Consider the following 16,007-nt stretch of genomic DNA (forward strand, 5'->3'; position numbering starts at 1 on the left):
ATTGAACAGGGTGAATGAATTTTCACCCTGTTTTTTCACTTATATTTTACTTGAAACTTTATCCCTTTAGATTCTAACTCCTAAACCTAAAAAGAATGTTCGTCCTGGGGTACCTGTATTATATCCACCAGAGGAATCAACATAATCAAAAATATTGTCGACACCTAAACGAATAATGTAACTATTATTAAGAGTATGTACAGTAGTTAATCGCCAAAGCGAGAACTGCTCAAGGTCCAAATCGTTTACCTGATGTGTAACCTCATCCATTAAACTAATCGATTTTTTTCCGTAGATATTACACTGAAGATTTGCATCAAACCGATACTTTCCACGTTTTATACCATAATCCATGCTGAACTTACCTGTGAAGTTCCTTACATTTTTAAACTCTTCGCCTGTAATTTCATCGATCTTTTTAGACAAAGTTGCGGTTGATGTAAACAGAAGATTTTTTATTATTCTAGCTTTCAAGTACAAATCGACTCCTTTCACACTCACATTTTTTAGATTCTCGTATCTATATTCAATAATCCCACCTGGTTTAACGACGTAGGAATCAAGATCCTCGGTAATCATATCTTCAATTTTATTGTGGTACGCAATAACAGATACAGAAATCCTCGAATTGCTATATTCAGCAGACAAAGAGGTGTAAAACGATTTCTCAGGTTCTAGATTCTCATTCCCGACCAAAAACATAGGTGGCCCAGGTGCAGGTATCTGAAAGTTCATATATTTTTCTTTCAATGATGGGGTTTTATATCCTCGACTAACAGAACCTCTAAAAGTAAAATCCAGTAACTTGTACATAGCCGAAAACTGTGGCGTTATCTGCCACCCATAAACAGAATTATGATTTGCACGGGCACCAGCCAATAGATTTAATCTTTTAAAAAACTGTAAATCTTCCTGAGCATAAATGATATAATCGGTGTTTGTTTTATTATCAATATTATTACGCGAGGCAGTCAACTTCTCCTGAAGGTACTCTGTTCCAACTATTAACTTGTTCCAGCTATTTATTTTTAAGTTGCCTTGTAGCCTTGCATTGTTGTACAGATTATCGTAAACGTTTTGCAAGTCATAATTATCAAGCTCATTGACTGTTGGAACTTTATCAAAAAGTTGATAATTGTCGGAATGCCAGCTTAAGGTAACATTGCTTTCATCGTTTAAAAGCCATGTTCCTTTTAAGCCATAAGTAAAGTCCTTATTGCTTCTATCATACAGGTCGGGTGATGTGTTCTCCCTATTCTTGTTCATAAATGAAACGTTACCTTCAAGTTGTAGGTGACTACTCAAAGCGTAAGACAACCTTTCATCTAGCACCAACGCATCTTCTTTTTCCTGAGTACGATACGAATTACCTTCTAAAAGGTCGTAACCATCGGTTTTGTCAAAGTTCACAGAGGTTAAAGAAGATAATTTTCCCTGTCGAAGACCCGTTGATAGGCGATAGTTCTGTGTGTTATATTTCGACATAAGCGAAGAAGCAGACAGGCTAAACCTTTCAACAGGATATTTAGTGATGATATTTACCACTCCCCCTAGCGCATTTGAGCCATATAATGTAGAACTTGCACCTTTTACAACCTCAATTCTTTCAATATTAGCCAATCCAATTCTACTATAATCAATATCGCCATAAGTATCACCGGCAAGTCGTTCACCATTAACTAAAAATACCACATACTGAGGATCAATACCCTGTAGTGAAAGAGACTTGCCCTGGGCTTGGCTAGAAAATTCAATACCTGGTATCGTCATTTCCAAAGCCTCAACAATATTCTGTGCTCCACGCCTTTCAATTTCTTGTGCTAAAACAGCCTGAGTAAGAACTGGAGTACTTTTCATTGTCTTCTCGGAACGAGTTCCGGTAACTACAACTGCATTCATATCAATGGGAGTCTCTTTCAAAACAAACTCTAATCCGGAAACCTCATTTGTTGAATTAATAATCCTTTCAACTGTACCATAGCCAAAAAAACTAACTCGAATAGTAATATATCCATTTAAAGGGACTGATAGCTTAAATTCTCCATTGTTATCGGTTGCCGTACCAAGTGTAGTGTTTTTGATTACAACATTGGCACCTGATATGGGATTGCCATTAGAATCAACAACCCTTCCCGAAATAACTGTTTGTGCAAACAAGCTGTATGCAAATAGTTGTATGATAAATACCAAGGTAATGGTACTTAAGACTTTCTTATCCATAAAAAAAGTTTTAGTTTGATTTATTTGTGTAATAGATTTTGAATAATAAGCATCAATATGCTATTGACGAGGGCAATAAAAACACTTTACGTGTTAATGATTATTTATCACCTTCGCTTAATATCAGCTTTTCTTAGCTGAGAAACAATGAGGATTTATAGAGAAGGAGGTGCCTTGTTACCAGAAGCGCCAATGAAAAGATATAATGGGTTACAAAAAGAATCATCTGTTATGAGTTCCCCTGGCAATAAGAAAAAAAGAGATTTAATCTTCTGTAGATCTGAATGTTGAGCATTGAGTATAACAGGAGTATTATTAACTACTTCTATTTGCCTGCTAACCTTCAACTCAACTTTGGTAACCTGAGATGATTGATTAACAGTAAACTCTTTACTAGTACCAGAAAATAAGAGAACAAACGGAATCGCTACCGTTAATAATATTGTAATAAGTTGACCACCAAATCCAACAAAAAACATTAGTTGTGTTTTTTTACATAGCAAATATATTATTTAATACTATGAATAACCAGCATTAAACTTATAATCCGATAAGTTTTTTTACAGGTTCATCGCCACTAAAGAGTAGCTTTTCGGGATTTTCGACCATTCGTTTAATGTCCATCAGGAAAGCAGCGGAATCCTTCCCGTCGATAATCCTATGGTCGTACGACAGGGCCACATACATAATTGGCCTTATCTCTACCCTGCCATTAACAGCAACCGGACGCTCAACAATATTATGCATACCCAAAATGGCCGATTGCGGATAGTTAATAATGGGAGTTGAGAGCATCGAGCCAAAAATACCACCGTTGGTAATGGTAAAAGTGCCACCATTTAGCTCATCAAGAGTTATACGGCCTTCCCTTGCTTTAGTTGCGAGACGAAGAATTTCCTTTTCGATATCGGCAAAACTCATTTTCTGGGCATCTCGAATTACTGGAACCATTAGCCCTTTAGGGGTTTGAACAGCAATGCCCATGTCGATGTAGTTTGGAGTAACAATATCCTCTCCAACAATCATGGAGTTGGTCATGGGATGAAGTTTTAGGGCTTCAACTGCAGCACGGACAAAAAACGACATTAAGCCTAACTTAACGCCATACTTCTCCTGAAAATCCTTTTGGTATTTAGCCCTTATTTCCTGTACCCTGCTCATGTCAACCTCGTTGAAAGTGGTTAGCATGGCAGTAGTATTTTTTGCAGTAACTAAACGCTCGCTAACTTTTTTACGTAGCTGCGACATGGGCTTACGTTCTAAACCTCTATCCTGATCTTTAGCCTTTTCTACAATTTCAGAACTACCAGACGAATTAGAGAGTTCTTGCTTTGCCAAATCAACATCAGCAGCAGTAATGCGCCTTAACCCCTTTATAATATCATCGATGTTTAAACTACTCTCTTCCATTTTCTTTTTTGCAAGTGGCGTTACCTTAATTCCACTTGTAACATGTATTTCATCCTTATCCTGTTCCTTAGGTTTTTCTTTGGATTGTTCTGCTTTTGAGGTTTTAGAATGTTCTGTTGAATTATCAACCTGTTCTGGTTTGCTCTCAGTTGAGGCTGAAAATGATGTATCGATATAGCAGCATATTTGGTTAACGCTCATTGTTGAGCCCTCATCAACTACTAATTCTATTTTACCAGCTTCAGGTGCTATTATGGGCAGTGTGGCTTTTTCGGATTCTACCTCTGCAATCTCTTGATCCTTTTCAACTATATCACCATTGGAAACTAACCATTTAGTCAGTTCAACTTCGGTTATCGACTCGCCTGGCGAAGGAATTTTTACATCTATCTTCATAAAAAATATTTTTTTATTTCAACTACTTGTTATCCAAATACTCAAACTGTTTCTTTCTCTCAAAACGCTTTGAGCCCTCCTCACATTGCAATCCACAGTACTTATTCTTCAACTCGCAAGTACATGGCCTGAATACTTTTGTTATAATTTCAGCCTGTTCCAAGGAATGAATCTTACTTAATCCAACCGCAGGACTACCACTAGCCTCACGGGAAATAACCTCAATGGGAACATCATCGAAAAACTCCTTAACAAAATTCCAAGCACCCATATTTTTGGGTTCTTCCTGTATCCAAAGCCATTTTTTGGTATTAGGGTATCTATCTAAAACTCTATCCACCTGGCTTTTGGGAAATGGGTAAAGCTGTTCAATTCGGACTAAGGCGATATCATCTACATCAAGTTCCTCCTTGCGCTGAAGAAGGTCGTAGTATATTTTCCCGCTACAAAAAACAACCCTAGACACAGCCGATTCATTTACTTTATTATCGTCGATAACCTCTTGAAAACTACCATTTTCAAGTTCCTTAACCAGGGATACATTTTTAGGATGACGAAGAATACTTTTAGGTGTGAATACCACCAAAGGTGTTCTAAAATCACGCTTCAATTGACGACGAAGCGCATGAAAGAAATTTGCAGGCGTAGTTGCGTTTACAATCTGCATGTTGTTTCGAGCTGCAAGGGTAAGAAATCGTTCTATTCTTGCGCTAGAGTGCTCAGGGCCTTGCCCCTCGAATCCGTGTGGTAATAGCAACACTAAACCCGATTGCAATCCCCACTTATCCTCGGCAGAACTTAAGTACTGGTCAATTATTACCTGGGCAACATTATGAAAATCGCCAAATTGCGCCTCCCAAATGGTTAATCCCTCAGGGAGAGCTACGGAATAACCATATTCAAATCCTAAAACCCCATATTCTGAAAGCAAACTATTGTAAACGGAAAATTTTGCGTTAGGTATGAGTTGCAGCGGATAGTACTTTTCTTCCGTTCCCTGAATTGAGTATGCTGAATGCCTATGCGAAAATGTTCCCCTTTCAGAATCTTGTCCGCTTAACCTAACATTGTGACCTTCATAAATCAAAGTTCCATAGGCTAAAAGCTCTGCCATAGCCCAATCAACTTTGCCATCATTGTAATTCTTTTTTCGTTCATCAATTATTTTTATCAACTTCTTAAAAAGAGGGATTCCCTCAGGAATGTCAGTTATTAACTTGGCAACATTTTCAATAATATCGGCCGATACTCCCGTTTGTGGCGATTCCTCAAAATCGCTACTTTGGGAATACCTATATGCATTCCACTTTTCGGGCAAAAAGTGCTTAATCTTAATTTTAGGGTTCTCTTTGGCCTTAGCAAAATGCTTTTCTAGCAAATCATTATACTGTTCTTGCATTTGCTTTGCCTCGATAGAACTAATAAACTTTGATTCTATCAAATATTTTGTGTAGATATCCCTTACGTTTGGATGCTTTGAAATGAGTTCGTAAAGGAGCGGTTGAGTAAATCGGGGTTCATCGCCCTCGTTATGTCCGTACTTACGATAGCCCAAAAGGTCAATAAATACATCTCGATGGAATGTTTGGCGAAAATCAACAGCTAACCTAATTACATGAAGTAACGCTTCGGGGTCATCGGCATTAACATGAAAAACTGGCGATAGCGTAACCTTAGCCACATCGGTTGAGTAGGTGCTACTTCGTGCATCGGTATAGTTTGTAGTGAATCCCACCTGATTGTTTAGCACGATATGAATGGTTCCCCCAGTACTATACCCCTTTAGCCTAGACATCTGAATGGTTTCGTAAACAACGCCTTGAGCAGCAACAGCCGCATCGCCATGAATAACTATGGGGATTAAGCTCTTAACATCGCCACTATGCTCATCGTCAATTCGAGCACGTGCAATACCCTCGGCAACTGGTCCAACAGTTTCAAGGTGCGAGGGGTTAGGAACTAAATGTAATCGAACTTTTTTACCATAATCGGTCTCAACTGTATTGCTATAACCAAGGTGATACTTAACATCGCCTAGTGTTGATTCATCATCGTAAGATTCACCTATGAACTCAGCAAAAATCTCATTGAAAGGTTTTTGCATGATATTGGTAATAACATTAAGCCTGCCCCTATGAGCCATCCCAATAACAAACTCCCTTGCCCCCTGCTCTGCCCCATGCTCAATTGTAGCATCTAGGGCTGGTATTAGGGCCTCAAGCCCCTCAAGCGAGAATCGCTTTTGACCAATAAACTTTTTATGAATAAATTGCTCAAACCCAACTGCAGCAATAAGATGGTATAGAATATGTTTTTTTTCCTTAGCGGTGAATTCAGTATGGTTTAGCGTAGGCTCAACCCGTTCTTGAATCCAATTAATAAGCTTTGGCTCACGCAAATACATGTATTCAACACCAATACTGCTGCAATAAATACGATTAAGGCGTTCAATTATATCGGAAAGGGTAGCATTGGATAAACCAATTAGCTCTCCTGCTTTGAATTTTAATTTTAAATGTTTCTGCTCTAACCCAAAATTTTCAATATCAAGTGTTGGCTTATACTCTCTTCGGGCTCTTACAGGATTTGTTTTTGTAAAAAGATGACCTCTCAAGCGATATGCTTCAATGAGCTTAATCACCTTAAATTCCAAATCCGACAAAGTTGACCCTTGGCCAAAGGTATCCGATAAGGCAAAATCGAATCCCATGAAGAACTTTTGCCATCCCTCATCAACTGAGTGGGGGTTAATTTTCCATGATTGGTATAACTCTTCTAATGTTTTAGGGTCTATATTTCCCAAGAAATCTTCCATATCGAACTAAATTTTGCATTAACCAACATCGAACACACCGTAAAGTTCAAGAATTAGGTTCATTTTTTACTAATTTTCAATCATCTCAACCCGAATAGCCAAAAAGCTTTTTACTCTTAATTGTTTTAACCACATATTTTGGAACCATATTTTCCCACGTTATCTGGTTAGTTTGAATAAAGCGAAGCACCTCATCGGATGAAATGTTAAGCCATTCTTTCTTAACATCCGTCAGTTTCACAATTAGCTTATTATCTAAAAGATAACGATAAACATGATTTACATCATTGGGAAACGAAAGATTATCTACATTCATGATGCTTCCTGTCTTTTTATCTAATGCTGGATAGATATAAAACTTGGTGCGCTCTGGAAACATTTTACCAACAGCTTCGAGTAAGCCCCCATGTAGATTTGAGTAATAGGATTTATCCATAACCTTAACAAAGGTAGGAACCCCCATCACTATGCGTAAATTTTTATGCTTGAACCTACCAAAATAGGCAACTAGTTTATAAAACTCCTTAAAACTTGAGATGAGCACATTCTGCCCCATCCCATTTAGTAAATCAACTCTGTCCAAAAAGTCACGCTCTTTAAGGTGGCCCTCTTCAAGAAGATTGTTAAGAGTTATTTCACAAATCTGTAAAGTATTACTTGGGCTAAAATCGGGATTGTTTTTAAAATGAGAGTAGGACGATTTAAGAATATCGAAACCCACATAGGTAATCGGTCTAAACCGTCCTCGAAGCACAATTGCATTTTTTTTATAAAGCATATCATCGGGCTCCTGCACGTTTCCATATCTATCAAAAAAGATGGCTGGTGTCATCCCATTCTTAACTAGCTGTACGCCTAAAAGTCTATTATCAACATAGTTAAGGTCGGGTCCTTCCATTCGTGCCATTGTAATTTCCACCCTATCTGTATCCAAGTTATCCATCAACGACTGAAGGAAAAGCGTGGGATTATCGTAAAAGTAAAAACATGCATAGATAAGGTTCACTCCCAGAGTACCAAGTGTGTATTGCTGTAACACACCATCGTTTTCGTTTAACCGAACATGAATTACAACCTCGTTAGGTTCTCCAGGCTTAGTAAGTTCAAACCTTACACCAAGCCAACCATGCCCCTGGTTGTTTTTTTTGAAGTTGAGCGTTTCAACAGTGTTAGCAAATACAAAGTATCGCTTATTAGCCTCTCGATTTGCACCCAACACATCAATAAGCTGCTCATATTCTGCAGCAAGCATCTGCTGGAGTCTTTTAAGGCAAACATAACGTCCTTTGTCGCCTTTGCTGTATAGATAATCGCTAAAAACTTTGTCGTATGCTGAAATGGTTTTGGCTATAGTACCCGATGCACCACCTGCCTGAAAAAAAGCGCGTGCCACCTCCTGCCCGCCTCCTATCTCGGCAATGGTTCCATAAAATGTTGGGTCAAGGTTAATAGCTAATGCTTTTCGTTTGGTTGTTAGAATCTCACGTTCCATGAAAAGGTTTTTCTATAAAAATAGGGAAAATAGCTATTTTGTTCAAACGATATGTAAAATAATTGGGATAAGCAGAACTAACTTTAAATGACCATTTGAATGAATGCTTTTTAGTGAAACTTATACCCGCTATTTAAGAACACCAACGCATAGCTAACTATTGATATACAGCACGGAAACACAAAACAAATGCACCTCCTTAATATATTTAGGTTAATGTGAGATGTGGTAGGCTCTAATTAGAGCCAATCGCAAAAAGTAAACAGGAGAATTAAAATCTGAACGATACAGATGCCATTAGATACCGGGGAACGAGGTAGTAACTCGTTGTACTATAGTAATATTCCGACACTAAAGCCAAATGATATAATCTCCTATCAAATAGGTTAAACCCATCTATTGAAAATGACCATCCGCTTTTGTTAAAATTATAAGTAAGCCTACTGCTCAAAAAGAGATAGCTATTTGAACTAAAATTAAACATACTATTTTGATTGCCATATACCTCTCCAAGCATCTCAAATGAAATTCTATCATTTGGCTTTAAATAGAGATTGCAAAATAATCTATCGTAAAAACTTTGTTTGCTTTTGTTACTAACCATTCTACCTTGAGTAATTGAATATCCCAAGTGAAAGTTAAAAAAAGAGTAGAACGATGAGCGCAACTCTATACCTGTTGTTGTACTCACACTCTTATTTCTTTGCGCTTGGCCATAAAGAAAATTAATATACTCGTAAGTGTAATTTAGGTATGTAAACTTAACATTTGTACGTAATAACTTTATAAAATAGTTTAATTCAATATTGCTCATAAAAGAGGTACGATTCTTAGCAACTGTGTCTATAGTTATAATAAGATTAGGTGAAAGCAAACTATTCTGGCCAATAAACTCAGGTTCATACATGTACATTAAGCTACTATTTAAAAAGAAACGGGTATTCACGCTACCCAGCATATAGCTACCGCCCCAAATATACATGCTTAAAACTTTGGGTGATAACCCTTTATACATATAATTATTCCTTTTTAAGATGTAATTATTGACAACCTGATTATAAGGAACTGGGGTAGCTTTAGAACTGTAAAACAGGTTAACCGTACTGAGTCTATTAACGCGCCATTTAAATTCAAGTTGTGGTAAAATAAAATGTTTACTGGTTTTAAAGCCACTTATACCCTCAACACATGAAATAATCTCCCCAACGACACCAGCATTCAAGTTAAGATTATCGGTTCCAAAAACAACGTTAGTCTTTGAAAAAAGTTTATTGCTACTATAACGAGTTAGCCCGGAAAAATTATAATCAACCGAAGCACCTTGATTTAGGTCAAAAACTGAAAAATTGCTATTAATATTATTTTGGCTCTTTATTCCCCCTACTTCGGTATTAAAAAGCAATATATCATCTATTTTATGCTTAAACCCGATTATACCCAAAAGCATATATGAATCGTTTGACACCCCTTGCGCCCCTTTGTTGTTTAAAGTCCAGCTTGTGGAAATACTATTTGGGGGTAATGGCGAAAGCTCATACTCATCATTAATTGCACCCCTATAACCAAAAGCTTTAAGTTGAACTAAACTCCTATTGCTAATCTTTATGGTGTAAGCAAGATTGGTTTTTAGCAAGTACTGCCTACCCGGAAGTTGCTCGTCAATTTTTACCTGATTAAAATTGGTAGTAGTGAAATTGCTCCTTTTAATAGTAGAAAACAAAAGGCTATACTGCAAAAACGAGTTGCTTTTAATTCTGCTATCCAGTTTAGCTTTTACAATTGTGCTTCTATCGGTTTGATTATACCTATACTCTTCGATATTTGTAAAACTTATCGTATCGAAACTGTACATCTGATATTTACTCAGTAAAAACAGGTCGTTTAATTTGTTATAAACCGATGTGATTGTCAACTTAGTTTTTGGCGATATTTTAAAGGCTTCGTTTACAGAAGCCATCTCTGATTTTAGCTCGTTAACCTGCTGTCGTTTTAGCAAAGGGCGATACTCATCGAACTTAATCATAAAGTCCGGGAAATCAAAATCGTTCACCTCCTCCTCGGAAGTTGTCGCCAATGCATTTGAGAGTTCATAAGAACTCCCAACCGGGTTATAGCCTAAACTATTTGTATTTCCCAAAATAAGAGAACTAACCCTCTTATTAAAATTCATCAACGAGGTATTAATGTTATGGTCATTAATAGTATTGTAGCCCAAATTCACTCTGCCATATATCTTTTCATAAGAGTTTTGATTAAGTTTTAAATTAAGTGCAACCTTCTCGGTGCTGGCAATTTCTTTTAAAAGAGGATTTTCTGAGTAGTTACTTAATGCTTCTACCTTTTCAATGGCATTGGCATGAACGTTTTTGGTAATCATACGATATCCTTTTCCAAAGAAATCGTTATCCTCAACCATAACCTTTTCCACCTCTTTGCCATGGTAAGTTACTTTTCCCGCATCATCCACATCAATTCCTGGTAACTTTTTCAGGACATCTTCTACAACCTGCTCAGAACCATTGATAAACGATTTAACATTATACACAACCGTATCCTTTTTGATGGTGATGGGCTTATCGCCATATTTTATAACCTCGCTTATATCATAGTGCGATTCTTTTAAAATCGCATTGACCCTAATGGATACAGAGCTATCACCCTCAAAGGTTAGCAACTCACCATAACTTGCAAATCCCAGCGCCCTGAACTCAATCCTGAATTTTCCTTTTCTACTTGTAGTCATACTGTAATGACCACTACCATCTACAAAAGCAAAAGTAATAATAGCCGAATCAGCTGCAGAGTAGAGTATTACCTGAGCATGGGTTACTGGTTTTCCAAGGGAATCGGTGACACTCCCCTCAACAATATTCTGACCAATGCACAGATTACTAATTAGCAACAAAAGAGTAAGATACAACCCCTTTTCCATCAAATTTTGAACTTTTAATGGGAAATTGCATTGATTTTATATAAAATTTCACTTAAAACTCGTACTCCAATTCTAATCCAACAAGTTGATAAGAAAAAGAACTTTCGCTAATGTGAAAGTCTTCTGGTTGTCGAGCATTAACAACCTGATTATCAAGTTTAAGTTTCTCATTTAACTTTTCAAATCGATCTCTACGCCACATAACATAATCCTTTAATGAAAAAGCAGGGTATTCCTTTAAAGGTTTAACTGCACAATGTTTTTCATCACCCAGATTAATTTCAACAGCACGAAATAAAATTTCACTTCTTTTGTCAGCTGCCTCAAGTATAAGTCCGGGTAAACCAGATAGCTTCCATGGCCCAAAGCTAACTGGGATATCGGGGGTAAACCACACCGAATATTCTCGTCCCCTAAAGGTGCAGGTTGCTTTCTGGCACTTGAAGCGTCCAATTATTTTGGTATCATGCTCAATTTTCCATGATATTTTTCCAATATCTTCGGATAAATAGAAAAAGGTTGACTTAACTTTTTATCATAAGCAAAACTTGTTTCGTTTACTAGCTGGAATATTACCCCTTTATTTATATCCATAAAAATATTAAAAGGGACATTCTTGGAATCCTTCATGGTATTAGGGTCTCTCTTGCGTATAATAGTGAAATGTCCGGGTGATTTTTCAACCATTGAAAATTTATCATTATCAAACCCATTTTCGCTGTTACTATCTGTGCTTTTAGTAAAATCAGAAATTGCTATGAAACTTGATACTTCACCGTTGAAACAAAGCTCCCCCTTAGCCTGAATGGGATACGTATTTGTCCAAATACAGTCGTATACTATGTTTCCAATAATGTTAACTGGTTGTGCTACTATTAAATTTGAAAAAAAGACACTAATTAGTACGAAGAAAAATGTATTTGATTTCATACACATAATTATTTATTACCTAATCAAATTATTTTTAAACACTCACCAATAACTCTTTAAAGGGATGCTAAAATATTAGCATCCCTTTCATTTTAGCAAAGAATTCTATCATATTCCTCTGCTACTTCAAAAACAGCCAAAACTGCTTTCTTGTAAAAATCGGGCGAGCAGGTTCCCCAAACAAAAAATGAATAGTGTATTATTGTTCCATTTCCACAATCAGTTTCCAATGTAAAACTTGCGTAGCAAGTCTTCTCATCGACCTGTAATTGATAATCGTAAAACTGTTTTAACATACCTTGCTTCATAACAACTATTATGCTCTCGGTTTTCTGCTCGGGACTAGCTTTTACCTCTGTTTCGTTTTCAGCAATCAGTGTGCCAAATGAAAATGTTAAAAGGATAACGGTAACTAACTTTTTCATATTCTTACATTTTTGTTTTTCTACTCTCTTCAGGCTTTTCGATTCCGCCTGCTACTCCCTTGTTGGCCAACTAATTGAATAGCAATACAAAAATCAAAAAAAAAATACAAGTCAAGTTTCTTAACAACTATTTTATACATACGTTTATATCAACACCTGACATCCAATTTTTTTGTTGCACCAAATCCGGTTATGGATTATGCACATAATATACTAACCGCTTGGTTCTGAAAACACCCTCAAATCTATTATTTTCCAAAAGATTCAAATGTTATTGATTACACTAGTTTGACTCAGATGGTTTAAAAGAATGTAAAATCAACATAGATTAAATGGTCCAAATTTATTCTTAGTCTTTAATTGTGAAAATTAGGACAAGAAAAAAGCCCCAAAAAGTGGGGCTCTAAAAACTATGGCTAAAGAATTTGCACGTTACTCCACCTTAATAAGCTCAAGACTGCGTTTTACAAACCGGCTTAAGTCCTCACCTTTTAACAAATTATTTGCTAGTAGGGCTAGGTCGATAAGCTGCTTAACTAGTTTGTAATCTTTTCCAAATGACTTAAGCACTTCAGCGCGCTCGTCCTCAAGCCTATTTAGTTCCTTCTGCGCATCAGCAAGAGCATCTTTATCAGCCTGTGGGATTTCCTCATCCTTCTTATCCCTTTGAGCCTTTTCAAGCTCATCAACTTTAGTTTTAAAGGGCTTAATCTTTTCGGTTATCTCATTAAGTTTATCGCTAAGCTGCTTGCTTTTCGCATCAATTACTGCCTTAACTAATGGATGGGATACATTTACAACTAGGTTACGGCTATCGGGCATGCTACCATACATGCTAGAGGTTGGGCTCATGGCAGCCATATCCTTCATACGACGCATAAATTCCGACTGGGTAATGATAACAGGGCTAGCATTTTCGCCAAGTTCCTCGAACGAAACCCAATAGTGCTCTTTTGAAGGAAGCGCACCCTCGAAAACAGCTCTTAAATCATTCTGTTCCTCTACAGGTAAGCTAACCTCTTTTCTGTCCTCTTTTACAATGAGCTTATCTATCACATCGGAATCTACACGAGCAAAACGGGTATCCTTCAACTTAGTTTCTAAAGCATTGATAAAATGGGGGTCAAGCTGTCCATCCATCATCAGCACATCGTAGCCACGAGCTTTTGCCTCCTCTATGTAGCTGTGTTGTGCCTCCTTATCGGTTGCGTAAAGGTAAACTAGCGTTTTGTTTTTATCGGTTTGGTTTTCCTTTACTAGCTTTTCGTACTCCTCAAAGGTAAAGTACTTGTCGTCAACATTCTTAAATAGCGCAAATTTCTCAGCACGTTCGTAGAACTTATCATCGGTTATCATTCCAAAGGTGATGAAAAGCTTAAGATCGTCCCATTTCTTTTCGAATTGCTCGCGGTCGTTCTTGAATATCTCTTGTAGCCTATCGGCTACCTTTTTGGTGATATGCGATGAAATCTTTTTAACGTTCGAGTCGCTCTGAAGGTAGCTACGTGAAACATTCAAAGGAATATCTGGCGAATCAATAACACCATGCAATAATGTCAAAAATTCAGGTACAATCCCTTCTACCGAATCTGTTACATAAACCTGGTTGCAGTATAGCTGAATTTTGTTTTTCTGTATGTCGAAATTAGTTTTAATACGAGGGAAATAAAGAATACCTGTAAGATTAAAGGGGTAATCGACATTCAAATGGATGTAGAAAAGAGGTTCTTCCTGAGCAGGATACAGGTCACGGTAAAACTTTTGATAATCCTCATCCTTTAGTTCTGCGGGTTTGCGAGTCCAAAGGGGATTGGTATCGTTGATTATTCTGTCTTTTCCAGTATCAACCTCTTTGCCATCTTTCCACTCCTTTACTGTACCAAAAGCAATAGGAATTGGAAGGAAACGGCAATACTTACGTAGTAACTCCTCAATGCGATGCTCCTCGAGGAATTCTTTTGAATCATCGCTAATATGAAGAACGATATCGGTTCCACGATTTTCGCGCTCAGCATCTTCAATCTGATATTCTGGCGTTCCATCGCAAACCCAACGAACTGGTTTTGCACCATCTTTCCAAGAGCGTGTAACTATTTCAACCTTATCGCTTACCATGAACGATGAGTAAAACCCAAGACCAAAATGCCCAATAATGCCATTGGCCTGTGTTTTATACTTTTCTAAAAACTCTTCGGCACCCGAAAATGCTATTTGATTAATATAACGGTCAATTTCTTCGGCAGTCATTCCTACACCACTATCGCTAATGGTTAGGGTTCCCTTTTCCTTATCAACCTTAACCCGAATGGTAAGATCACCTAATTCGCCTTTAAAATCACCAACAGAGGCTAGCGTTTTAATTTTTTGGGTTGCATCAACTGCATTTGAGATTAACTCCCGTAAGAATATTTCGTGATCGGAATACAAGAATTTCTTTATAATCGGGAAAATGTTTTCGGTTGTTACACCAATCTTTCCTTTTTGCATGGCTCTATATTAATTTATTGTTAAACACTTCTTTTTTTAACATTCCAATCTTGTTTTACAATTAGAATGCCATTTAAATGAATCATAGTATCAGGAAAGAAGCCATTCTTCTATCTATTTGTATATCTGATACTTAAAACTCAGACACTATACATGCAACCTGTGCCATTTAGACAACAGCAATGTATTTTTGTCAGTCAATAAAAGAAAGTTAACTAAATCTTGACAGAAAATAAACTTGAAGAAAATTATTAGTAGTAGAAAAAGAATCAACCATAGAAAATGATAGACAATGAAATTAAGAATCAAACATCTTTTCTATGGTGTGTTATTCATGAAAAAATATGTTATAGAAAGTAGTACCAGCAATGTAATCCAAAAGAATAAAACTCTTTTTAAATCTTTTTTTCGGTACTCAATTGCATGCCTACTTCGTAAAATGGCAGCGTAGTTGTTTATTCGTAGCAAAGCATTATCATCTTTATTTACAATAGCTTCCACTCCTATTTTTTTAACATAGCCACCATATTCCTGTTCATCCTCATTGGCAAGCATTATTACTTTAAAGAAAGGTTTAAATCTTTTAATTGCCTCTAAGATTTCAATCCCATTCATTAACGTTTGATTTTTTTCATCATAAAAAGAATAACCTAACAACACAATATGCGTTTTCCTTTTATTAAGCCTTGTATTAGTGATATATTCAATGAAATCTTCGCCTGTTGAGAATTTTTTTATTTCTACTAATTCGCCACAGTCAATTCCATTCTCCAACAACTCCGACCACTCTATGCTATAGTCAACAATATAGATGACTACTGAGTTTTTAATTTTATCAATTACCCCCATTTAAACAATTAAACAAACTTACATCAATGAATTGTTATACAAATTTATAAA

At 36.8% G+C, this 16,007-nt stretch carries 11 protein-coding genes; all 11 read right to left on the reverse strand.

The window, feature by feature from the left end; all coding sequences use genetic code 11:
- Nucleotides 1-66: 66 nt before the first annotated feature.
- Nucleotides 67-2,220 (reverse strand): TonB-dependent receptor, encoded by a 2,154-nt coding sequence (locus tag FHG85_RS07645; RefSeq protein ID WP_173074591.1) that lies wholly within the window; start codon nt 2,218-2,220, stop codon nt 67-69.
- 155 nt (nt 2,221-2,375) lie between these two features.
- Complete coding sequence (locus tag FHG85_RS07650; RefSeq protein WP_173074593.1) at nt 2,376-2,699, reverse strand: hypothetical protein; 324 nt, start codon at nt 2,697-2,699, stop codon at nt 2,376-2,378.
- A 61-nt stretch (nt 2,700-2,760) separates the two neighbouring features.
- Complete coding sequence (gene odhB, locus FHG85_RS07655; RefSeq protein WP_173074595.1) at nt 2,761-4,026, reverse strand: 2-oxoglutarate dehydrogenase complex dihydrolipoyllysine-residue succinyltransferase; 1,266 nt, start codon at nt 4,024-4,026, stop codon at nt 2,761-2,763.
- Between the two features lie 22 nt (nt 4,027-4,048).
- Entirely contained in the window at nt 4,049-6,841 is a 2,793-nt protein-coding gene (locus FHG85_RS07660) for a 2-oxoglutarate dehydrogenase E1 component (RefSeq protein WP_173074597.1), read from the reverse strand.
- Nucleotides 6,842-6,926: 85 nt separating this feature from the next.
- A complete protein-coding gene (locus FHG85_RS07665) occupies nt 6,927-8,333 on the reverse strand; it encodes a TonB-dependent receptor (protein ID WP_173074599.1) in 1,407 nt (468 codons plus the stop codon).
- 271 nt (nt 8,334-8,604) lie between these two features.
- Nucleotides 8,605-11,265, reverse strand: a complete 2,661-nt coding sequence (locus FHG85_RS07670) for a TonB-dependent receptor (RefSeq protein ID WP_173074601.1) — start codon at nt 11,263-11,265, stop codon at nt 8,605-8,607.
- 52 nt (nt 11,266-11,317) lie between these two features.
- A complete protein-coding gene (locus FHG85_RS07675; RefSeq protein ID WP_173076818.1) occupies nt 11,318-11,761 on the reverse strand; it encodes a GLPGLI family protein in 444 nt (147 codons plus the stop codon).
- Complete coding sequence (locus tag FHG85_RS07680) at nt 11,719-12,195, reverse strand: hypothetical protein (protein WP_173074603.1); 477 nt, start codon at nt 12,193-12,195, stop codon at nt 11,719-11,721. The genes FHG85_RS07675 and FHG85_RS07680 overlap by 43 nt, the downstream gene beginning before the upstream one ends.
- 92 nt (nt 12,196-12,287) lie before the next feature.
- Nucleotides 12,288-12,620, reverse strand: a complete 333-nt coding sequence (locus FHG85_RS07685; protein WP_173074605.1) for a hypothetical protein — start codon at nt 12,618-12,620, stop codon at nt 12,288-12,290.
- A gap of 432 nt (nt 12,621-13,052) precedes the next feature.
- Entirely contained in the window at nt 13,053-15,107 is a 2,055-nt protein-coding gene (gene htpG / locus FHG85_RS07690; protein WP_173074607.1) for a molecular chaperone HtpG, read from the reverse strand.
- A 318-nt stretch (nt 15,108-15,425) separates the two neighbouring features.
- Complete coding sequence (locus tag FHG85_RS07695) at nt 15,426-15,956, reverse strand: response regulator transcription factor (RefSeq protein ID WP_173074609.1); 531 nt, start codon at nt 15,954-15,956, stop codon at nt 15,426-15,428.
- Nucleotides 15,957-16,007 lie beyond the last annotated feature (51 nt).

The organism is Tenuifilum thalassicum, from assembly GCF_013265555.1.
Taxonomy (GTDB): domain Bacteria; phylum Bacteroidota; class Bacteroidia; order Bacteroidales; family Tenuifilaceae; genus Tenuifilum; species Tenuifilum thalassicum.

Coding starts and splice junctions, on each gene's coding strand:
- FHG85_RS07670 (WP_173074601.1), bottom strand. CDS start 11,265: ATGGAAAAGGGGTTGTATCTTACTCTTTTGTTGCTAATTAGTAATCTG.
- htpG (WP_173074607.1), bottom strand. CDS start 15,107: ATGCAAAAAGGAAAGATTGGTGTAACAACCGAAAACATTTTCCCGATT.
- FHG85_RS07645 (WP_173074591.1), bottom strand. CDS start 2,220: ATGGATAAGAAAGTCTTAAGTACCATTACCTTGGTATTTATCATACAA.
- FHG85_RS07665 (WP_173074599.1), bottom strand. CDS start 8,333: ATGGAACGTGAGATTCTAACAACCAAACGAAAAGCATTAGCTATTAAC.
- FHG85_RS07695 (WP_173074609.1), bottom strand. CDS start 15,956: ATGGGGGTAATTGATAAAATTAAAAACTCAGTAGTCATCTATATTGTT.
- odhB (WP_173074595.1), bottom strand. CDS start 4,026: ATGAAGATAGATGTAAAAATTCCTTCGCCAGGCGAGTCGATAACCGAA.
- FHG85_RS07685 (WP_173074605.1), bottom strand. CDS start 12,620: ATGAAAAAGTTAGTTACCGTTATCCTTTTAACATTTTCATTTGGCACA.
- FHG85_RS07660 (WP_173074597.1), bottom strand. CDS start 6,841: ATGGAAGATTTCTTGGGAAATATAGACCCTAAAACATTAGAAGAGTTA.
- FHG85_RS07680 (WP_173074603.1), bottom strand. CDS start 12,195: ATGAAATCAAATACATTTTTCTTCGTACTAATTAGTGTCTTTTTTTCA.
- FHG85_RS07650 (WP_173074593.1), bottom strand. CDS start 2,699: ATGTTTTTTGTTGGATTTGGTGGTCAACTTATTACAATATTATTAACG.